Origin of the sequence: Clostridium beijerinckii, assembly GCF_018223745.1 — a bacterium.
In the GTDB taxonomy this organism is placed as follows: Bacteria; Bacillota; Clostridia; order Clostridiales; family Clostridiaceae; genus Clostridium; species Clostridium beijerinckii.
The window spans coordinates 2,438,017-2,460,917 of record NZ_CP073653.1; the positions used below are offsets into that span (position 1 = coordinate 2,438,017).

At 27.4% G+C, this 22,901-nt stretch carries 20 protein-coding genes; 18 read left to right on the plus strand and 2 right to left on the minus strand.

The features are described 5' to 3' along the window. Positions 1-3 precede the first annotated feature (3 nt). The 3 genes from KEC93_RS11085 to KEC93_RS11095 all read left to right on the plus strand — a co-directional run bounded on the left by KEC93_RS11085 (position 4) and on the right by KEC93_RS11095 (position 5,928). Positions 4-1,092 carry a phospholipase D-like domain-containing protein gene (locus KEC93_RS11085; RefSeq protein ID WP_054249126.1) on the plus strand — a complete coding sequence of 363 codons (1,089 nt, stop codon included), beginning with the start codon at positions 4-6 and terminating at the stop codon, positions 1,090-1,092. A gap of 404 nt (positions 1,093-1,496) precedes the next feature. Beyond that, positions 1,497-4,727, plus strand: a complete 3,231-nt coding sequence (locus KEC93_RS11090) for a response regulator (RefSeq protein ID WP_077869837.1) — start codon at positions 1,497-1,499, stop codon at positions 4,725-4,727. A 499-nt stretch (positions 4,728-5,226) separates the two neighbouring features. After that, a complete protein-coding gene (locus KEC93_RS11095; protein WP_077869834.1) occupies positions 5,227-5,928 on the plus strand; it encodes a hypothetical protein in 702 nt (233 codons plus the stop codon). Positions 5,929-6,027: 99 nt separating this feature from the next. On the opposite strand, the gene KEC93_RS11100 is transcribed toward KEC93_RS11095, so the two are convergent. Beyond that, entirely contained in the window at positions 6,028-6,366 is a 339-nt protein-coding gene (locus KEC93_RS11100) for a helix-turn-helix domain-containing protein (protein ID WP_012058388.1), read from the minus strand. Between the two features lie 500 nt (positions 6,367-6,866). Here KEC93_RS11100 and KEC93_RS11105 point away from each other — a divergent pair, with 500 nt between their 5' ends. From KEC93_RS11105 to KEC93_RS11115, 3 genes are all read left to right on the plus strand, one after another. Continuing rightward, positions 6,867-7,019 carry an aspartyl-phosphate phosphatase Spo0E family protein gene (locus KEC93_RS11105; protein ID WP_023975860.1) on the plus strand — a complete coding sequence of 51 codons (153 nt, stop codon included), beginning with the start codon at positions 6,867-6,869 and terminating at the stop codon, positions 7,017-7,019. 355 nt (positions 7,020-7,374) lie between these two features. Then, the gene (locus KEC93_RS11110; RefSeq protein WP_012058389.1) at positions 7,375-7,581 is read left to right on the plus strand and encodes a hypothetical protein; all 207 of its coding nucleotides are present in this window, start codon (positions 7,375-7,377) and stop codon (positions 7,579-7,581) included. 46 nt (positions 7,582-7,627) lie between these two features. Beyond that, entirely contained in the window at positions 7,628-7,852 is a 225-nt protein-coding gene (locus KEC93_RS11115; protein WP_077869833.1) for a hypothetical protein, read from the plus strand. Positions 7,853-8,085: 233 nt separating this feature from the next. Here the strand turns inward: KEC93_RS11115 and KEC93_RS11120 are convergent, their stop codons facing one another. Next, positions 8,086-9,408, minus strand: coding sequence for an IS3 family transposase (locus KEC93_RS11120; RefSeq protein WP_111944725.1), 1,323 nt, complete (start codon positions 9,406-9,408; stop codon positions 8,086-8,088). Between the two features lie 549 nt (positions 9,409-9,957). On the opposite strand from KEC93_RS11120, the gene KEC93_RS11125 reads away from it, so the two are divergent. The 12 genes from KEC93_RS11125 (at position 9,958) to KEC93_RS11180 (ending at position 22,870) form a co-directional block, all read left to right on the plus strand. Then, positions 9,958-10,359: a bacteriohemerythrin gene (locus KEC93_RS11125; protein WP_077869975.1), complete on the plus strand. Its 402-nt coding sequence runs from the start codon at positions 9,958-9,960 to the stop codon at positions 10,357-10,359. A gap of 112 nt (positions 10,360-10,471) precedes the next feature. Continuing rightward, the gene (locus KEC93_RS11130) at positions 10,472-10,864 is read left to right on the plus strand and encodes a hypothetical protein (RefSeq protein ID WP_077869976.1); all 393 of its coding nucleotides are present in this window, start codon (positions 10,472-10,474) and stop codon (positions 10,862-10,864) included. Between the two features lie 525 nt (positions 10,865-11,389). Then, the gene (locus KEC93_RS11135) at positions 11,390-11,872 is read left to right on the plus strand and encodes a hypothetical protein (protein ID WP_242997591.1); all 483 of its coding nucleotides are present in this window, start codon (positions 11,390-11,392) and stop codon (positions 11,870-11,872) included. A 525-nt stretch (positions 11,873-12,397) separates the two neighbouring features. Continuing rightward, entirely contained in the window at positions 12,398-12,604 is a 207-nt protein-coding gene (locus tag KEC93_RS11140) for a hypothetical protein (RefSeq protein WP_077869979.1), read from the plus strand. A gap of 71 nt (positions 12,605-12,675) precedes the next feature. Continuing rightward, positions 12,676-12,870: a hypothetical protein gene (locus KEC93_RS11145; RefSeq protein ID WP_012058395.1), complete on the plus strand. Its 195-nt coding sequence runs from the start codon at positions 12,676-12,678 to the stop codon at positions 12,868-12,870. A gap of 41 nt (positions 12,871-12,911) precedes the next feature. Then, a complete protein-coding gene (locus KEC93_RS11150) occupies positions 12,912-13,100 on the plus strand; it encodes a hypothetical protein (RefSeq protein WP_017212654.1) in 189 nt (62 codons plus the stop codon). 827 nt (positions 13,101-13,927) lie between these two features. Next, a complete protein-coding gene (locus KEC93_RS11155) occupies positions 13,928-16,957 on the plus strand; it encodes a hybrid sensor histidine kinase/response regulator (protein WP_244999364.1) in 3,030 nt (1,009 codons plus the stop codon). Positions 16,958-16,974: 17 nt separating this feature from the next. Beyond that, entirely contained in the window at positions 16,975-18,099 is a 1,125-nt protein-coding gene (locus KEC93_RS11160; protein ID WP_023975852.1) for a response regulator, read from the plus strand. Between the two features lie 282 nt (positions 18,100-18,381). After that, on the plus strand, positions 18,382-18,630 hold the full coding sequence (gene minE / locus KEC93_RS11165) for a cell division topological specificity factor MinE (protein WP_077869783.1): 249 nt from the start codon (positions 18,382-18,384) through the stop codon (positions 18,628-18,630). A gap of 302 nt (positions 18,631-18,932) precedes the next feature. Then, on the plus strand, positions 18,933-19,298 hold the full coding sequence (locus KEC93_RS11170) for an arsenate reductase family protein (protein WP_012058400.1): 366 nt from the start codon (positions 18,933-18,935) through the stop codon (positions 19,296-19,298). A 355-nt stretch (positions 19,299-19,653) separates the two neighbouring features. Then, a complete protein-coding gene (locus tag KEC93_RS11175) occupies positions 19,654-21,657 on the plus strand; it encodes a 2-isopropylmalate synthase (protein ID WP_077869784.1) in 2,004 nt (667 codons plus the stop codon). 877 nt (positions 21,658-22,534) lie between these two features. Next, the gene (locus tag KEC93_RS11180) at positions 22,535-22,870 is read left to right on the plus strand and encodes a YnfA family protein (protein WP_023976553.1); all 336 of its coding nucleotides are present in this window, start codon (positions 22,535-22,537) and stop codon (positions 22,868-22,870) included. Positions 22,871-22,901 lie beyond the last annotated feature (31 nt).

Sequence of the window (22,901 nt, forward strand, 5' to 3'; positions counted from 1 at the left end):
TGAATGAAGGAGGATTTATTATATTCTGAAAATAAAAAAGATAATAGAATATCATTATTAGATATATTTACAAAAAACACTATTAAATTTAAAAATTTAATTAAATATAAATTTAAAAAATCTAAAAAAGCAGAGAAGCTAACATTAGAATCTGCAAAAAAACAGTTTGAAGAGCTTAAAGCTAAGAAAGAAGAATTGGAAAAGTATGAAAATGAATTTCTTAAGTATGATGATCAATTAAAAGAAATGGATTATTGTCTAATAAAATCTAATGATTTAAACTCTGTAATCAGCTGTAAAAAAGAAAGTTTATCTCGAAGATTTTTTAAATATGAGAATGTGAATATTGATGGTAAAGCAATAAATGCATTAATGTTTTTTGGGAAAGAAAGTATTATTCAGATAGAAGAAACTATAGGTCTGTTAAATAAGGATGAAATCTCAATAGAAAAAACATATAAGTTAAGTAAATTTAGGATTAAGAATATATGTGATTTATATATAAGTTATGAAGAAAATAAATATGTAATAAAAAATATAGAACCTTTAGATAAAGAAATATATGGAACATTGAATGAAATCACAAACAAATATGAAGAGTATCACTTACAAAATAAAGAGATAAGAGATAAATTTATTAAAGCTTTTTCTGATGCCAAGTATGAACTTAATATTGCGAGCCCATGGATGAACAATTATGTGGTTAACAATAATTTGATAAATATGATGGAAAATTTACTTTCAAGAGGAGGATCTATCAAAATCATATATGGTATAGAAGAAAATAGCTCTATTTATCACATTAAAAAGGATAGTAATAATAGAAGTAAGAATAGAAATAGCGATATAATAGCAGAAAGGCTAAAAGATAAATTTAAATATTATGGAGGGAATTTTAAAATAAAAAAGGTGAACTCTCATAATAAGCTTTTAATCTGCGATGAGCAATATTATATGGAGACAAGTTTTAATTTATTGTCTTTCTCAGGAGAATATGACGAAAATTCTAAGGATATTAGAGATGAGGGGGCAACTTATAGCACTAATATAGAGGTTATAAAAGATTTGAGAAATAGATACTTCGATTTTTAATAGACAATATGCGAACGACTAAATACCAATCTGTGCTTAGATTAAATGTAAATCATTGAAGATTGAAACGAGATGTGTTGAAATTAGAAAATAAACATATCTCGTTTTGTTTTTTTTTTTATAAAGCACTTGTTGATACTTAGAATTCAATGCTATCTATTTCGCCAAAAAAATACATAAGCTTTTAAGAATGTTTATTTGAAGAATGGAAATAAATTAATGAGATAAACTTTTACAATAAAAAATAATGAAATGTTAAAAATATTGTATAAATATTAGTGCGATGATATAATAAGATTCAAAGAATAATTTATATAAGTTTACATTTATTTCTATTAAAATTCTACATATTTATATAAGAAATTGGGGTGGTGATATTTATAATTAACAGAATTGGAAATACAGTGATAGGAAGAAAAGGTTCATTAAGGCTTTTAATAAGTGTATTATTTATTACACTTATGGCTACAACTGTTGGTATTATAACCTATATTATATTTAATAATTGGAAAAGTTCGGTGAACAATACTATCATGAAAATTGAAGACGATTCCAATCAGGATGTTTTTAATGAAATACAATCGCTATTTAGCATACCTCTATATAACAATGAGGTTAACCACACTTTTATTGAAAACAAAGTTATAGACATGCATAACAAAGATCAGAGAGATGCTTTTTTTGCAGGAATAGTTAAATATAGTAGTGATGAGATTTACAGTTTTAGTTTTGGCACAGAAGATGGTGAATACTATGGTGCTAGAAAAAATGGAAATGACGATATAGAAATATATAGAAGTACACCTGAAACCAAAGGTCATTCTTTATATTATAATGTAGATGAAAATTTAAAGCAGGGAAAATTTGTTAATGATTATGGCGATTTCGATCCTAGAACAAGAGATTGGTATATAAGTGCTAAAGAAAATGGAAAGCCAGTATTTTCTTCCGTTTATAAACATTTTACAAAAGATGATTTGGCTTTATCAGCGGCATATCCTATTTATAATAAAGATGGGAGTATTCAAGGAGTAATGGGAACTCATATAGTTCTTTCTACTCTTAATGAATCGTTGGAAAAAATCGCCAATGAGAATTCGGCTTCAATATATATAGTTGAAAAGAATTCTGGATTTCTAGTTGCGAATTCGTTAAACAAAACTAATTTTGAAATACTTTCTGATGGAAATATTAATAGAACTTTAGTTAAGAATATTACGGATAAATCAATTAATGATGCATATGAAAACTATATAAATACTTCTAATACAAGTTTTATTTCGGAAGTTAATAATGAGAACTACCATACTAAAATATTTGAGTATAATAAAGATGGTCTGGACTGGCTTATAATAACATCTGTTCCAGAAACTATTTTTACAAAAGAAATAAGGAATAATATTAATATAGCTATAGAGCTTACTGTGATTGCTCTTATTATAGCTGTTATTATTCATATGAAGAGTACTAAAATTATATTGAAACCAATAAATCATTTGATAGAGATATCTGATAAATTCTCGAAGGGTAATTTATCAGAGAGGGCCAAGGTTTTTAGAAATGATGAAATAGGAAGTTTGTCTAAGGCTTTTAATAGCATGGCGGAAGAACTGTGCTCGTTTATAAATAACCTTGAAGAAAAAGTTAAAGAAAGAACAAATGAACTGATTATTGCAAAAGAAGCAGCTGAAGACGCTAATATGGCAAAAAGTCAATTTTTAGCCAATATGAGTCATGAAATAAGAACTCCTCTTAATGGAATTGTTGGATTTTTGAGTATCTTGGAAAAAACTGACCTAGATAGTACCCAGCAAGATTATGTTGAGACAATCCAAACTTCTTCAGAAACATTACTTGTAGTTATAAATGATATACTTGATATTTCTAAAATTGAAGCTGGGAGAATGGAAATAGAGAAAGTTGCTTTTGATATCCGTTCTGTAATTGAAAGCACCATATTTCTTTATGATGCAAAAGCAAGAGAGAAAGGGCTTGAACTTAATATGCTTATAAATTCAGCCATACCAAGTTGTTTGGTAGGAGATCCTACTAAAATTAGACAAATTATAAGCAATTTAGTTAGCAATGCAGTCAAATTTACACACAATGGAGAAGTATTTATTGAAGTTTCCGTTATAAAAGAAACGAACACTGAAGTACAGCTTTATTTTGAAATAAGAGATACAGGGATAGGCATGAATAAGGAAGAGATAGGTAAGCTTTTCAAACCATTTAGTCAGGCTGATTCTTCATCAACTAGAAAATATGGAGGGACTGGGTTAGGCCTTGCGATATGCAAAAAAATAGTTGAGATGATGGGTGGTACTATAAGTGTGAAAAGTGTAAAAAATAAAGGGACGACCTTTTATTTTGATTTATTACTAGATAAATCAGAACAATCAGTAATTCAAATGCCTCCTGATTACTCTATATTTAAAGGTAAACGAATATTAGTTATTGATGATTATGAGATGAATCGTTATATAGCAAAAGTTTATCTTGAAGAGGTTGGGTGTATGATTGATGAGGCGGAAAGTTTAGAGTCGGCATTAAGTATGCTTATAAATAATCGGAAGGCATACAACACTATTTTGATTGATTACCAAATGAAAGAGATAACTGGTTTTGAGCTTGTTGAAATAATGAAGGAAAGAGGCTTAATAAATGACATTCCTTTGATACTATTAACTTCAGTTACCGCAAATTCTGAAGCAAGGATAGCGAAGGAAAATAAATTTTCTGGATATATTTCAAAACCTTATAAAAGAGGTGATTTGCTCGATTGCGTTGCAATGGTGATTAAAGGAGATGGCTCTAAAATATATAATAATGATGTTTTTATAACAAAGCAAAATGTTGAAGAAGCTAAATATAATAAAAAGATAAAAATACTTTTAGTAGAAGACAATGATATAAACATAAAATTTTTTGTTAATAGTTTAAAATTAAATGGTTTGACTTGTGATATTGCTATTGATGGGGCAAAAGCGTTAAAAGCATGTGAGAACAAGGAATACGATATAATTTTTATGGATTGTCAGATGCCAGTTATGGATGGCTATGAAGCAACAAGAAAAATTCTTTTGTTAAGAAGTTATAAAAATGTCCCTGTAATAGCTATGACTGCTTATTCTATGAAAGATGACGAAATTAAGTGTTTGGAAGCAGGAATGATCGATTATTTAAGCAAACCTTTTACTGTTGATCAAGTTATGGAAATGTTAGAAAAGCATGTGAAAAATATTCATAATGATGATATGAATATTTTAAGTGATTTAAATGACCATGGTTTTGAGATGAATCAAAGTGAGTATTTTACTGAAATAGTAAAAAGTCTTATAGAGGAATCGGGATTTGATGAACGTTTTTGCACAGAATTACTTGAAGAATTTTGTGAGCAATCAAAGAAAATTCTGAGTCAAATTAAAGAATGTATAGATAAAAATGATTTAAATGAATCATGTATACTTCTGCATAAGCTAAAAGGGTCAGCAGGTACTGTAAGAGTCAATGATATAGCTGAATTTGCGTTACAAGCAGAAAATGCTGCAAAAAATGATGATAAAGATTTATTAATGAAAGCAGTCTATAGCATGGAAAAAACGCTAAAAAAACTTGTAATGGACAATGAATGAAAACTAAATAAAAAAGGTAATGGAAGAATTTAGGGAAATATTAGTAATTTGGGTTGTGATCAGTTGATGCTTTTATTAAGAGATGTAATAATTGAATGTAATGGCGTTTGTGAAGAATATTTTAGATGAAATTGATTTTTTGAACAATTTAGCTATATGTAATTTGGATTAATTACATATAGCTATTTTTTGCAAATGTAAATGCACTTTTCGATTAGGGCATTAACTTAGTTTTAATAAGAACTCGTAAATTTTGAAACTAATCCCTAAAAAGCTAATTGAATTAAAAAATGAACTAATTGTAAAAAATATATTGCAAGTGCTCTATAATAATAGTAGTATTAAATAAAGGTATTGTATATAAAAAAAGCATTAAGAGGTCTAATGTGGAAAAATAATTATATATCTGGAATTAAATAATCTATCTATCAATTAGGAAAAATTAAACATTAAAATTTGAAAAATATAAAGGTATTTAATGTTATTATAGGGTGGGGGAATGAGAAGAATGTGTAATGAGTGTTATTTAAGAAGTAGTGTGGAAAAATGGAGACAGAGATTAGATAGTATGATTATTAAAAAGAAAGGTAATTTTTTGGATGATGAGATAATTGCTTTGAATCAATATGTTGGTGATTTGGTTGCTGAGTGCATAGATTGTAATGCTTTTAAGTTTTATAAAGCTGGCAGAAGAAATACTGTTGTAGGTAATAAGCAACGAGATGTGTATTATTATGGGGACTACAATTTGTTTATTAATTTGTATGATTATATAGAAGAAGGTATAAGAAATAGTGAAAAAGTTCATATTTCTATTCAGAAAAATCTCTACAAGAAATTAAAAAATTTACTTATAATTAATGGAATTTCTATTGAAAAGGTGCAATTTATATGTATAGAAGACATGAAAAAAATTATTCGTAATAAGAGTAATTCAATTAGTTTTAGTGAAGAAATAAAAATGATTGAAAATAAGGGATATGATAAAAATAGATGGATAATTCAATCTTCTTTGCAAAAATATTTTTTACAGCAGGAAGATTATTGGAATCGATATAATGAAAAGTTTAATTCAAGTATTCTTTGCGTACATGATACTTCTCTATGTATACATAAAAATGTGCATTTAGAATTAGGAAGTGAATTGTTAAATAAATATCAATATCATTCTAAAAAAGATAATTATCAAGTTGGGATTTGAAACTTATATTTTGAGAGAGTTTAAACTATTACAAAAAAGTAGGCAGTTAATTCTAACTGTCTACTTTTTGCGCACAGAAGTATAAAAATATACTCTTGATTAATATTTTACGGATGGAAGAATAGCGGTAAGAATCTCTTTTAGTACATATAAATCTTTCTCGTGAGCATGATTTATTATATCTATCAAGTCATCTTTATTAACATTAAGGGCTCTTTCGCCGTAAACTAAAAAGTCCAAAGAAATATGTAGAGTTGAAGCAATCTTAATTGTAGTTGGAAGCGACGGGTGACGTTGTCCCAATTCAATCTGGCTTAAATAAGTTGGAGATATACTAACCAATTCTGAAAACTTTTCTCTAGTTAAGCCGTTGCGTTCTCTTTCAGCCTTTATACGTTTTCCGATATCTATATAATTAATATTATTCAAGTTTATCATTCCTTTTTTTATATAACTTTATATTTTAAAGGCAAATAACAAAAAAAGCTATTTGAGTTCGTTTATGAAAATTAAAACATATAGTTTTCTCACAAAAATACTATTAAGCACACTAACTAAAATACATGTGCTTTTGAAGAAATTAAAAGAATAAAGGAATATTTAACTTGGGAAATTCTAATTGAAGCAGAAAATCTAAATGATGTTGTCCCAATTTAAGTTAGCTTAAATAAGCTGTTTCATCAACTTATTTAAAAATAATCTTTAGTTATTCCGTTAAGTTTCCTCTTAGTTTTTTATACGTTTTCTAATATCTGTGAAATCAATATCATTTAATTTATTTCTCTTTTTATATAACTGTACATTCTTAAGTAATATAATGAAAGTAGCTATTTGAATTAAATTATGAACTATTTGCAAAAAAATGTTACCAGAGAATTATAAAAAGAGTACTATTAAATTAGGGTATAAAATCAATAAAATGCTATTAGGAGGGTATTATGGAAGAATTGGAAGTTAAAATTGAATCTGTTAGAGAGCATCTAAACAAACTAGTTGGTGAAGGAGATATTTGTAGAAATGATGAGATAATTTGCATTAGCATTAAATTGAATCACCTTATTAATCAGTACTACATAAGCAAAAAATACTAGTTTATATAAAAAGATTTTTAGTAGAATTAAGCTTTGAGCTAATTAATTTAAAATTATAAATTTAATATGTTTTTATACCTTGCGTTTTTTATTAAACTTATTTATTGATTTTAATTTATATATTTAGATAATTCTAATCCAATATAAGGATAAATGTCAATATATGAGTTAAATTAACTTTTTATACTATGTTCTTAATATATATTTATTTTTACATATGATTATATATTAGAGGAGAATTGTTAATTTCTTAATTAGAAAATGTTAAAAGTGGGTTGATGATTTTGGGAAAAATAATATATGGACGAAAACGGATACGTAATACTAAAAAAGAGGGGTTATGGGAGGCATAAAGATGAAAAGTACATACGCGAGAGATATTGTTCAATTACTAGAAAAAACTAACTATAATGAAGTGATGGTCATTAGAAGTAAATTATCAGATGAAGATATTGAAGTTATAAATTTTTTTGCTGATCAATATCAAAAGAATGTAATGTTTGCTTCAATGCATGAAGCTTTATTTAATGAAAATGATAATCCGTTAGTTTTAAAGTATTAGATTTATTTTGATTGAAAAAAGAATATTTATAAGAGGGTGTAAAATTATGCGGGGAATTTTAGAACAAGATAAAAAAGAGTTGAGAAAAAATTTAAATTGTAGAATTTGTCCTTCAATTTATGAGGAAATTAATGGAATAAATGAGAGTGTAGTAAAAGATATTAATCAAGTAAACATTACGGAGGAAAAAATTATATTTGATATGATGAATAGACGTAATACGCGTAAATACAATCATAAGCATGATGTCAAATTGTATTTGTTAGTTTGATTTGATAATCTTATATTAAAAATTTAAATGGGATAATTCTATTCAATGTTATATGGTTATTAATATATTGAGGGTAGCATATGAAAAATGGTATTTATATATGAATAATATATTGCTTGCGGTGAAAATATAGTGTGATTGATGAAAATTATTATGTTTTTTGGAAATTAAATAAAAAGTATAGCTAGGTATAAAATAAAATGGTTCCTATGTCAAGGACATTTTGAAAAAGGCTAGGCAGCTATGAGCTGGTTTCTGTATTGTACAGGAGCCAGCTTTTTAAGTCCCCACTGATATCTATAATTATTATAATACTCCATATAGTTATCAATTGAAGCTTCTAATTCTTCAAATGTTGAACAACTTTTTAAGTCAATTTCATCTTTCGTATGACCAAAAAATGATTCCTGCGGGGCATTATCCCAACAATTTCCGCGCCTAGACATAGACTGACCAATTTTATATTTTTTAAGAAGTTTTTGAAATCTAGGACTAGTATAATGAACTCCTTGATCCGAATGAATAAAGGCATCTTTATTTAGTAAATTTTTGTGATTTTTCATCAACTTTTTAATAGTTTCGGTAGCTATATCTAATGTAAGGCTATTGGAAAGCTGATATGAAAGAATTTCATTTGTTGAAGCATCTTTAATAGTTGACAAATAAGCCCTATTGGATGCTCCATATGTTAAATAAGTTATATCTGTTAATAAAACTTTTCCGACCAAATCTTGCTTGAATTCTCTATTTAAAATATTAGGTACAACAGTATGCTCATGAGTAGCTTTCATCATTCTACGATAAGGGTTAGCTTTTCTAATTGGGCACTCAATATTATATTTTCTCATGATTCGTTGTATACATTTTCGATTTATTATAAGATTAAATTCATTCTCTAACACCATTTTTATAGAACGAGAACCTTTCTTGTAGCCCCTATGATTAAATGCTTTAAGAATGATATCCTTCAATTCTAAATCCTTTTCTTCTCTACGATTACGTTTGCCTGTTGATTTTAAATAATTATAATAGCCTGATCTAGATACTAAAGCTACTTCGCATAAATGTGAAACCATATTTTTATAGTTATATGTCAAAATTATATGTTGTATTATTACAAAGATTGATGATGCACTTAGTTTACTATTTTTCACCTGCCTTTCTTGCAGCTCGATTTTTTTTAATAGTTCTGCCTCAGCTTTCCAATAAGCAATTTCTGCATCCTTTTTGGCTATTATTTCTTCAACGGTTAGTTCACGTTTAAGTGGACGACCACTGTTTAATTTTCTAGAATCTCTTAGACCAAGCTCTCCTGATTCATTATAAGCATTACGCCATCTTTTACTTGCACACCAAATTCTATTATTTCCAATAACATCTATATCAAATTCAGCATCTTGAAAAATATGAATAGGTAGTTTTCCCTTGCTACGCTCAGCGATAAACAATATTTTAAATTCATCTGTATATGTAATTCCACGTTTACTTACAGATTTAACATATCTATTTTTTGATAAACTTTTAATTTCTTCATCTGAAAATAATTTTTTACTCATTCTTTTCACAACCTTACTATATTTCTTCTTATCTTTTATTGTACAAAAAAAGAACCTATTGAAATAGTCTTTTTTTAGTGTCTATTTCATAGGTTCCATTTTAAAATATGCCTAGCTTTTATTATTACTGTGATGAATATTGATTAAACATTAAAATTGGAATATCGATTTTTGATTATCTATTAATGAAATTTTATAAAAATGAATTTATTATGTAAAAGGATAAATCATTATAGAAAAAATCGTATTACAATTTAAATTTAATAACGACAAATAGATACAAATAATATTATAAAAACTCGGATATAAAAAGAAAAAATACAGAAAAAAGCCATTAAATGGCGAAAAAAAGAAAAAATATCATGATGCTAAAAGAAGGTTTTTAAGTGTATTTTGTAGAAAAATTTAATTATATAAAAGAAATGAATTTTTAGAGAGGTGGTTGACTATGGGATTAATCAGGCTGAGATTTAAATAGGGGTAGATTATGGGTGATGAAAGTAATTCAAAATTATAACGTGGGAAAATATGTATGAGAGGTGAAAATGGATGGATTTAATATGGGATAAAATGTGGTCGGTTGGTGTTGATAAGATAGATAGACAACACAAAGAATTGTTTAATAGAATTAATTTACTTGTATGTTCTATGAAAAATGCAAAAGGAAAAGAGGAGATGATTACAACTTTGAATTTTCTTGAAGAGTATGTAATTAGACATTTCAACGATGAGGAGGAAATTCAAAAGAAAAATAATTATCCTAATTATGAGATTCAGCATAAGGAACATGAAATTTTCAAAAATAATTTAAAAGAATTGAGAAAAGTGTTCGAAACTACAGGTGTATCTACGTTATTTGTAATAAGCGAACAACAAAAAATGTCCCATTGGTGGCGAAAACATGTAATAGAATTGGATAAAGATATAGGCAAGTTTCTTATGGATGTTTAAACAGATTGTTTATGTAATCTTAAAGGAATCAGCGAAATAAAATTCATAGTGGTTACTGTGGTAAATTTTAAAGTGGGTACAATACAATGGAGGTTATGAAAGGTGGAAGTATATGGTTCATTTAATTAATGATATAGAAATTAGATCTAAGCATACAAGAGAAAAATATGGCATACAAGTTGGAAAAATTAAATTTGATTTATCAAAAGAAGTAAGTCTTATAAAAAAACAATTGAATTATGGGAGCGAAGAATTTATAAATATTAGATTAAATAATGAGGAAATAATCATTCTTTATAATGCTATGAATAAAATAAGCTACGATAATGTAAAACCGTATATTATTGATTTTTATACGCTTCTTAACAATGAATTTGTAGGACATTGTGTCTTGGATAATGCATACATAGAGTATGATAATGATATTTCGTATTCAAAGGTAACTCAATTACATTTAAAGACTGGAGTTAATTCGCAATTAATTGTTAAGAAGCTTTTAATATGATGCGAATGAAGTTATAAAGTAAAGATAAAAATATTTAGCACATGAAGTGCTGATGTTTAATCTTTATTTTAGCAGAGAAAGGTAGAGATTATGAAAGATTTCATGAAAGATTTTAAAGTATCTACATTTATATTTTTGTTTGTAATTATGCTTATAATTAATATTTTGGTTATATATATTACGAATTAATAATTTATTGAATAGACTAGTATCAAAATAGGAACAAATTCTTATGATCAATTGTAGATTTTGTAATAAACTTACTGCTTAATAAGTTAAGGAGATTTATTTGGCTGAGTGTGAAAAAAAGTTTAAAAGGAATTAAAGTATCAAGACACATAATAACGTTGTTTGCTAAGTAATTTTGGTGGGAGCGATGAAGGATTATTAGAAATATTAAATATATTCAATGGTTAAGAACTAAAGAAGAAGTTAAGTGATGTTGATGATGAGTATAGAGATAGAAAAGATTTTTTGCTTTAAGATAGATTTCGGAAAAGATAGTTGATAACGTCTAATTTTAATATGGATTCTATCAATATCTTTTCTAACTGCTATATAGTAAAGGCAACTATGTTTAATGGAGTGAGAGAGATGAAATATGAGGAATATTTTGAAGAAGTATGCTCAAGTGATATAAGTGATTGGTGTTATGAGGATGATATAGGAGTATATTTGTATAGAAATAATATCGATATAATTATAAAAAATGATATAAAATGGCTTGAAAATAGCGATGATACATGTTATGAAGATTGGACAAGTATTTTTCCAAATAAACATGCATATAATAAAAGGTTTATTCTTAAATATAGGGAGCAAATAATTAAGGTGGTATATGGCGTTTTTGTAGATGCGTGTACATGTTTTATTCCTTTCCCGGATAAAAAAATGAACATCACAAAGCAAAAATATGAAATAGGAAAGATTATTAATAGTTTTATAACTTCAGATGAAAAATTCGAATCTTATTTGGTAAAAGCTAATATTAATGTTATATCGGAATGATTAATAAAGTTATTTTAGAAATTCATTAATTTATTTTCATTAGATTAGGGAAATTATTACGCAATAATTTTGATAAATAGGTTTATATTTAGAATACTAGGTAATCCTAGCGAATTAATTAATGATAAAACGTATAAAATTTAATTTCACAATGTATTAAAAAATATTTTTTAAATATACAAAATAAGACAAAAAAATGCAGGCGGGATGTGATAAGATTTATTTACAGTATTTTAGTTTAATTAAAATAATAAAGTAATAAAAGAGAAGTGAAAGCGTGGTGAGTGTCTTGCTGTGTAATAATAATTAATTATTTGTCAAAAAAATGAACAGCTATATAGAGGAAAGTAGATGCTTTTTATAGGAACTTATTTTTAGATATATGAAAAAAAGAAGTGTAAACGATACTTGATTCCAAACTAATCCACCAGGAGTGAAGGTTTATGACTGATTTTAATGATAAATATTAAAAGGAGCTATAAATCAGTAAGTGTATTTATTATAAACAGAGAGCAGGTGGAATTTATGAGTAGTTGGCTTGTGAATTTAAATTCAAAATTTGCAGAAGAATTTGATATAAGATTTGATGGATTTATCGTTAAAGAAGAAGAAAAAGAAGAATTTTTAATTAAAATGAATAAGATTGCACAAGAAGTTGTTGAGCTAACTGATTTAAAGTTGAATGAAATAGATCTATTTGAGTGTAAAGAAATTAATGAAAAATGTCTTTAATAAGTGTTTATTCTGTAATTTGATCGTGTTTCTAATGAAATTAATAAAATGTTTATAAGGATGATGAACTTATGTCAACATTAAAGAACTATGAAATTTATTGTGAATTCACAGATAGAAAAGTAAAAGTAAAAGAAAATTATATTTTAACTTGTGGAAAGATATTTCCTATAAGATGTTGTTATGTATTAGATGATGAAAGCAATATAAAAGAAATAATACATACTTGTAAGTATCGTGATAATGGTGAGTGTGTTTTAACTTAAAAGAATTATAATAATTTTGATATTCAGGGGGATGAGATGAGATGGATTTAGAAGAAAAATACAAAGATATAATTGAAGCATACACAAGAACAACTAAGGAAAATGATGAATTTGAGGATGGAAGTTATTCCTATAGAAAAAACAAGTTTAAGAGTAACTTTGAATACGGGGAATTTAACAAGGAGAATAGAAAGCTTAATAAGAGAAATAAAAATAAGAATTGGTCTTAAAGGGTTAATTTATCTGTTCATATTATTTGTTGTTACATATACAGTGTATTCTGGACTAAAAAAATATACAGCTATAAGCAGCTCCAAGTTAGAACTTAATTTGTGGCTGCTTTACTAATATTTCAGGTGAATCAAACATTGATTTTCTAGCATTCTAATGATAAAATATATTTAATTGTATTAAAATTATAAATATATATGTTGCGATTCACAATGCAAAATTTACAATTACGACTAAAATTCTTACAATATTTTTAGAATTATGATGAAGAATTATTTTTGTAACGTATATATAAAAAATGTTGATATTGGAACTTTAAGTAGTTCCTTTTTATATGATCGTTTTAAGTATTTGAAGTTGCTTATATAGCTGATCAATTGGAACTAATTAATCATTAGTCCTAATTGATCTGTTTTGTTTAAAGATTTGAATATGAGATTAAGTTTTTATTATATTAATATAAGTACAAAGAAGTGGTCTTAAATATATTAATTAGCTTAATATATTAAAATTCTCTTATTTATAGAAAGCATATAATGAGATGGTAGTTATCTGATTTTTTACTATGTCTTTATCATATGTTTTTATTTATGTGCATTATTATATTTATAAATTATTTAGATAAGTATAACAGGTGATATTTGGAAGGGGTTATAGAAATTGTGTATCTGAGGAGCAGAAGCTTTGCATATTCATATTAAAAAATAGATATTTTAAAATAAGAATTTTAAGGGTATAGATGAGGGGTTAAGTAAAATTGAGAAAGAAATATATATATATACTATTTGGATTGATAATTATATTAATATTTTCTATAGGTTATTTTGTGAGTAAAAGTTTCTATAATAAATCGCCTCTAGTTGAAAATGGTTCTATAGATCTTTCGAATTGGGATTTTAATAAGGACGGAAATGTAAAATTAGATGGATATTGGGAGTTCTATCCTAATGAACTTTTATCTCCTTCAGATATTAATAATGAAGTGGAATTACATAAGGTTTATATTAATACTCCTGGTGCATGGAGAAACCAAATTCCAAATAATGTGATATCTGATAAAGGAATTGGAACTTACAGAGTAAAAATTAAGATAAATAAAAGTGTCTTAATGTATGGTATAAAGACTACACATATACGGTCAGCAAACAAAATATTTGTGAACGGAAAAGAAATTGGACAAAGAGGTAACCCAAAGCCAAGTTTTGAAGAAGGATATTTCTCAGATATTCAACGGACTGTTACATGCTTTAAGCCAGAAGGAGATACTTTAGATATTGTCATTCAGGTAGCAAATTTAGATAATTCTAGTGGAGGTATAATCCAAAGTGTTTTCTTCGGAGATTATGAAGAGATATTAGATTACTATATCATATTTATTGTATTAGATATAGCCAATATATTAATTTTGGGGATTTTTGGGGTGTACTACATTGGAATTTATTTAAAAAATATTAAACAAAAGAAATTTTTGTATATTGGAAGCGTATGTATAATTTATGTTTTTGTTTCATCCACAGTAAACGAAAAGATATTTAATAAAATTTTTTCGTTTATGCCGTATTTTTGGATTTTGAAGATAAAGCTAGCATTAATAAGTTTGAGTATATATCTTGCACTCTTATTTATACGGCAATATGGCAATGATTTTGTTACTAGAAAAAACATGAAATTAGCAAAGTATATAATTTTTGCTAGTATTTTTACAGTTTTGCTAATACCAATGGACCTTGTAGGATTATTTGAAAATATAATTGATACAATAAATATATTAATTTCTGTTCTTGTAGCTTTTTCAATTATGAAAGCAATTTATCATAAAAGATATGGAGAATTGGGGAAAAAAGGAACAATACTTTTGCTTTGCGGAGTTATTGCGGCTCTAACTCAATATTGTATTTTTGTATTATACTATTGTTCGATAATTAAGAGCAGTGTAATTCCTTTTGTTACATACTTTATTTTCTTACTTGCGTTTTTGGTTATTATTTTGAAACAGCATATAAATGCATATAATAAAATTCAGACAATAAATAGCGATCTAATATCATTAGACAAGTTAAGAAATGAATTTTTAATCAGCACTTCCCATGAGTTTAAAACTCCTTTGCATGGAATAATAAATATTGCTCAGGCTATTTTAAATAAAAACGATAGAAATACAGCAAAGGTAGATGAGAATTTAGCATACATAATATCTACAACGACAAGATTATCAAGCCTTGTAAATGATATAATTGACTTTCAAAGTATACAGAATGAAGAGCTTAAGGTTAATAAAGAAGTATTTGATATTAATGGTGTTGTACAGGCAGTGTTTGATATTTTGGCTTATATGAGAAAGAATGAAGAGATACAGTTAATTAATAGTGTACCAATTGGAGAATATTATGTTTATACAGATGAAAATAGGTTTAAGCAAATTTTGTTTAACCTTATAGTTAACTCTTTGAAATATACTGAAAATGGATTTATTAAAATTAAAGCTGAAGTAGCAGAAAAGAATTATATTAATATAACAATTGAAGATACAGGTATAGGCATTGATGAAAAGTATCATGATGAAATATTTGAAAGAAACATTGACATAGATAAAGATGTTTTTAATGGAATATTTCCGTCTGGGCTTGGACTTTCTATTTCTAAGTTGCTTGCATCTAGAATTGGTGGGGAACTGTATCTGAAGTGGTCAGAACCAGATGAAGGCTCAATATTTGTTGTAAAGATACCTAAAGCAAACGAAAATAGTTATATCATTAGACAAGAGCAGGATATTGAAAATAATATCACTACTTCAAGGAGAGATGAAAAACTTAGTGCTAATATATTGTGTGAACCAACTGAAACTAAAAACAATGGAGAAAAGCTAAAGATTTTACTTGTTGATGATGATGTATGCAATATCAAAGTTTTACAAGAAATATTTTATGACAGTAATTATGAAACTTTAGTTGCATATAACGGGGTAAATGCCTTAGAATTAGTTAAAAAACATAAAGATATATCAATTGTATTACTTGATGTAATGATGCCAGGATTATCTGGCTATGATGTGTGTAAAAGGATAAGAAAAGAGTACAAGCTATTTGAACTTCCAATATTACTTTTAACGGTCAGAAGTACACCAGACGACATAGCGTTGGGATTTGAAGCAGGTGCTAATGATTTTTTAACCAAACCTTTTAATTTTATGGAATTAAAAGCTAGAGTAATAACTCTTCAAAAAATGAGAATCGCAGTAAAAGAAGCTTTGAAAATGGAAACTGTATTTTTACAATCTCAGATAAGGCCTCATTTTTTGTATAATACTTTAAGTGTTATTGTTTCTCTGTGCTATAGAGATGGAAAAAAGGCAGGAGAGCTTCTTGGAGAATTGAGTAAATATTTACGTTTCGCCTTTGATATAGACCCTTACAATTCGTTTATAAGCTTGAAGGAAGAAATATCTTTTGTAAAATCTTATGTGAAATTAGAGAAGGCTAGGTTTGGAGAAAGACTTACATTTGAATTTGATGTTGATGAAGAGTGCTTGAAAAATACCATTCCAGCATTAGTTATACAGCCTCTAGTAGAAAATTCAATACGTCATGGCTTAGTGAAACGCATTTCTGGCGGTAGAGTAAAGATATCTATTAAGAAAAGTAATGATTATATTAAAATTGTAATACAGGATGATGGGATAGGTATAGATGCTGATAAGTTGAAGGGATTATTGGACGATAGCGTGTCCATAAATAGTGGATTGAAAAATGTTAACAAAAGACTGATAAATGAGTATGGACAGGGTATAATTATCGAAAGTAAGATAGGGCAAGGAACTACTGCTACAATAAATATACCTATGAAATTAGATATATAAGAGCAAGGGATGAAGTTATGATTAAAGCAATGGTTGTAGATGATGAAACTTTAACTAATGATCATATTTGTGAATTAATTAGGGATACAGGTGCTGAAGTTGAGGGATATACAAATCCTCATGAAGCTATTGATAACATAATGCGATTTAAACCGGATGTGTTGTTTTTAGATATAGAAATGCCGGAAATTAATGGTTTGCAGTTTGCAGAAATAGTTAATTCAATCGAATATGATTGCGAGATTGTATTTATTACAGCGTATAATCAATATGCAATCAATGCATTTAGAGTTAACGCTATAGATTATTTGTTAAAGCCAATCATAGTTGAGGAACTTTATAGTTCAATTGAGCGTGTGAAAAAGAGAAGATTTTTGACTTCTAGTGTTAGTCCAAATAAAGAAATAAAAATTTCTTTATTTGGAGGGGTATCTCTATATATAGGAGATGAAAAGAAACCTATTAGATGGATGACAGCTAAAAGTGCTGAAATTTTTGCTTTCATGCTTCTAGGAAAAGACGATAAAGAAATATCTAAATGGAGATTAATGAATGAAGTATGGCCAGATAAAGATAAAGAAAAAGCAGATATTAATCTTCGAAGTACAATTAGCCGATTAAATAAAACTTTTAGGGAGAATTCTATAAAGATTTCAATTATATCTACTGGAAATGGATATAAATTACAAATGGCGGAACCAGATATAAGAATAGATGCATTTGAATTAGAAAACTTAGTATTTAATATCGCTGAAATAAATTCTACTAATATAGAGCATTATGAAAGAGTTATACTTAATTATAAATATATGCTTCTTGAAGATTTTAACAGCGATTGGTGCTATTTTGAAAGAGAAAATTATCATAGATATTTTTTGAATGGAGCACGTAAACTTGTAAAATATTATAAAGATATTAATGCTGAGCCAATTAAGATTTTAAAACTTGTTGAACTTATTATTCGATACGAACCTTACGATGAGGAAATGAGAGGGAATGCTTTAATGCTACATTATAAGGTCGGTGGAATAAAAAAAGCAGAAAAATATTATAATGAGTACTATGAAATGATAGAAAATGATCTGCAGATGGAGCCATCAGCAGCTGTAAAAGAATTATACAAATACATTTTAAATCACTAGATAATAATTTTTATGATAAGTACTATAAGTATTTACAAATATTAGGCAATATTAGACTATTATATATAATTCGAATAAGAATTTATATTATAAAATAAAAATAAATACTCCAAGAAAGGTTAAAAATATACAATGTTTACATTTTTAACCTTTTATTTATTTAATTTCTAAAAATAATAATATCTTGCCACAAATTTGCAACAATATATTGTGTAGAATAAAGTTGTAATAATTCTTTTTATAAACAATATTTTTAAAATTAAATAACACAAGGGGGTAATTATGATGAATTTATTTTCTTCAACTTCTTCTTCATCAAATGGTCTAGAGAGGGAGAGGCTAAAACTTATATTGGTACATGATAAAACTGATATATCTAGTGAGGTTTTAGATTCTATGAGAGAGGAAATACTAGAGGTAATTGATATATATATAAAAGCAGAAAATTCATGCAAAAAGATGATATTAACACAAGATACTGTAAATATAGATAATTATTCAATATTGATTGCTAGTATACCTATGAAATAAGAAATAGAATATATAATGCATATGATAATATTACAGATATAAAAATCTTATTAAAAAGAAGATATACTGGAGTTTTGCACGTACTGCGAACAGATAGTAATTTATATGTTGCATCGTTCCTAATTCAAGACTTGAGCAATAATTAAATTGATATTGTATAAGTGTAAGTGATTACTTTACTATAAGCAAGTAGATAAACACTTACACTTGTTTTTTTTATAGCATGTTGGAAGTGACAGCAAAGTGGTATATAATGATGAAAAAGCTTATTTAATGTTTTAAATTGAAAGGGAGGAATAAGAATGTCTTATTTATTCGTAGAGTATCCAAAATGTACAACTTGCAAACGAGCAAAAAAGTGGCTCGATGAACATCAAGTTGAATATGAGGATAGACATATAGTTGATAACAATCCTAAAATAGAAGAACTTCAAGAATGGATAAAGAAAAGTGGCTTGCCAATTAAAAAGTTTTTTAACACAAGTGGAACTGTATATAAAGAGATGAATTTGAGTCAAAAGCTTAAAGAACTTTCAGAAGAAGAACAAGTAAAGCTTTTATCAACAAACGGAATGTTGGTTAAGCGTCCTATTGTAGTTGGAGATGACTTTGTACTTGTTGGTTTTAGAGATGAGAGTTTATGGGAAGAGTCACTTTTGAAAGGCTAGATTAGTGATTAAGTGATAATAAGAAAGAGATATTTGAATTTAAATATCTCTTTCTTTATTTTTGCGGAAATTATCAAAGATAATAACTTATAGAGATTGAAGAGTAATTTATTATATGCTCTATAATTATGCAAGCTAATATGTAGTATGTTAAAATACATCAATAAAAATGATTAAATTTATCACTAAAATTAATATTTAAAATGTGCTATTCTATATATCATAAAGCAAAAGGCAAAATTTTCATAAAGCGCATAATAAAATTTATTGATTAATGCCAAAATAGATATAATTAATATTTTAATAGATATATGTAAGCGCATTTATAAAATTGCTATATTGGGGAGTGATAGGGATGGAAAATTTTGAAAAATATAAAAGAATGTATTTTATGCCACCAAAAGTGACATACGATTGGGTGAAAAAAGATTATATAGATAAAGCGCCTAGATGGTGTAGTGTTGATTTACGTGATGGAAATCAATCATTAATTGAACCTATGAGTTTAGAAGAAAAGTTAGAATTTTTTAATATGTTAGTGAAAATAGGTTTTAAAGAAATTGAAGTAGGGTTTCCAGCTGCTTCTGAAACTGAATATCAATTTATAAGGACATTAATTGAGAAAAATATGATTCCTAATGATGTCTCAATTCAGGTTTTAACTCAAGCTAGAGAACATATCATTAGAAAGACTTTTCAGGCGGTTAAAGGGGCTCCGCATGCAGTAATTCATTTATATAATTCAACTTCAGTTGCACAAAGGGAACAGGTTTTTGGTAAATCTAAGGATGAAATTAAGCAGCTTGCTGTAAACGGGGCAGAACTTCTAAAAGAAATAGCAAAAGAAGAAAAAGGAAACTATTCATTTCAATATAGTCCAGAAAGTTTTCCGGGAACAGAAGTAGATTATGCGGTAGAAGTATGTAATGCAGTATTGGATGTTTGGAAGCCGACAAAAGAAGAGAAGGCAATCATTAATATTCCTACAACAGTTGAAAATGCAATGCCTCATGTATTTGCTTGCCAAGTTGAATATATTCACAAAAACTTAAAGTATAGGGAGGCTGTAACTTTATGCTTACATCCACATAATGATAGAGGAAGTGGAGTGAGTGATGCAGAGTTTGGTATACTTGCAGGTGCAGATAGAATAGAAGGAACTCTATTTGGTAATGGCGAGAGAACAGGAAATTTAGATATTGTTACAGTTGCTATGAATCTTTATTCTCATGGTGTAGATCCTAATTTGAATTTTAGAAATATGCCTGAAATAGTTGAAAATTATGAAAGATTAACAAATATGCAAGTAGGTATGCGCCAACCATACGCTGGTGAATTAGTGTTTACTGCCTTTTCGGGTTCTCATCAGGATGCAATTTCAAAGGGAATAAAGTGGCGTGAAAATAAAGAGTGTGAGTATTGGGAAGTTCCATATTTACCTATTGATCCAATGGATGTTGGGCGCCAATATGATTCAGATGTTATCCGCATTAACAGTCAATCAGGTAAAGGTGGAGTGGCTTATATATTACAAAAGAATTTCGGAATATCACTTCCAAAACAGATGCAGGAAGCATTTGGGTATACAGTAAAGGATGTATCAGATAAGGCTCATAGAGAATTAACACCAGAAGGAATTTATAAAATTTTAGAAGAGAAGTTTATTCGTAACTCCCATGTATTTCAAATTCCAGAATGTCATTTCATACAAGGAGAGGAGATGGCAGCCGATACTACAATTTGTCATGGAGGGAAAATACAATGTATAACAGCGCATGGAAACGGAAGATTAGATGCAGTTAGCAATGCAATTAAACAGTATTTTGATATTGATTATGACTTAGATGTGTATGAAGAACATTCATTAACAAGAGGGTCATCATCGAAAGCTGTTACTTATGTGGGAATCAAATGCCATAATAAGCTTTATTGGGGAGTAGGAATAGAAAATGATATTATTAATTCATCAATTGCAGCTTTAGCAGTAGCAGTTAATCAATTAGAAGAGATTAAGAATATGAAAAGATCAGATGGTAGAATGACAGAGGTATTAAATTATATTCAATCAAACTATAAGACGGTCACATTAGAAAAGCTTTCAGAAACTTTTTACTTATCTAAGCCTTACTTATCCAAATATATTAAAGAAAGTACAAATAGTACTTTTGTGGATATAGTAAAACAAATTAGAATGGATAAAGCTAAGAGCTTACTTAAAGGAAGTGGAATGACAGTAGAAAATATTGCAGAGCAAGTTGGTTATGAAAATGTAGAGCATTTTATTAGATTGTTTAAGAAAGCATATGGAATAACTCCGGTAGAATTTAGAAATAATATACCTAAGCGAATGGAACAATAAAATAATAAATTTGTCTTTTTGTAAAAAAGATTTGATCAAAAAATATAGACTAATATGTCATACTATGGTATATTATATACATAACAAATGATTTGAAAAAACTAAAGATTTAAATAAACTAAAGATATTTCGAAAAGAGGTGACTATAGATATGGTTATCTCTTTTCTTATTTATAAAATGAGAGGCAAAATAATTATAAAACTTAGATAAATTCTTATTTTAGCACTATAAATATATTAAAAGCATTTGTCGAAAAAAACCTGATAATCAATATCAAAAAATATAGATTATTCTTTAATATTGTGTTAATATAAATGTATACAAAAGATATCCAAACCCCACTCTTAATCTCCCCTAAATTTTATATAAGATACAGCCATAATTTGGCTGTATCTTTTTATTCTTTAAGAAATTATAATGCAATTAAATCTGTGGATAACATTATAGTAGTATATTTTACTGGGGTTAATTACTATAAAGGAATAAAAAAATAAATCATATTCGCCTGCATAAAATGTTCTTATATGCAGCATAGCTGCTATTTCTGATGTGCAGATTTTTCTCACATGCGTTCGAAAAGACAGATGCGTGAAAAAAATCTACACATATGAAAAGAGTGCGAAGCACAATACGGAACTTAAATGAAAAGAGTGCGAAGCACAATACGGAACTTAACCACAGTCGCCTGCGATTTTTTTTGCGTATTCAGTTAAGAGATATGTCAATAAACCATAGGTTACCTAATCAATTAAAAGGCGACTTTACAACAATTAGATGATGTTTACAATATATGCTATAATTTAGCCTAGTAGTGGATATAAATTTAAGGATGTCTTTTAAATTATTATTTAGATGCTTACACTAGGAGGAAAGAATATGGAGATTATAAAATCAATATTATATTTTATATTGGCTGGAATATTTGAAATTGGAGGTGGATATCTTATATGGATATGGTTACGCGATGGAAAAAGCTATTTATATGGAGTTATAGGAGCGGTCATATTAATTTTATATGGAATAATTCCTACTTTACAGCCTTCAAATTCTAATTTTGGTAAGGTATATGCAGCATATGGAGGAATATTTATTGTAATGTCAATTTTATGGGGATGGAAAATTGATAATATAGTACCTGATAAGTTTGATTTAATTGGTGGATGTATAGCTCTAGTAGGTGTTATTGTAATTATGTATGCACCAAGAGGATAGTAGAGTGTGTTATGATAAAAATTCGTATATA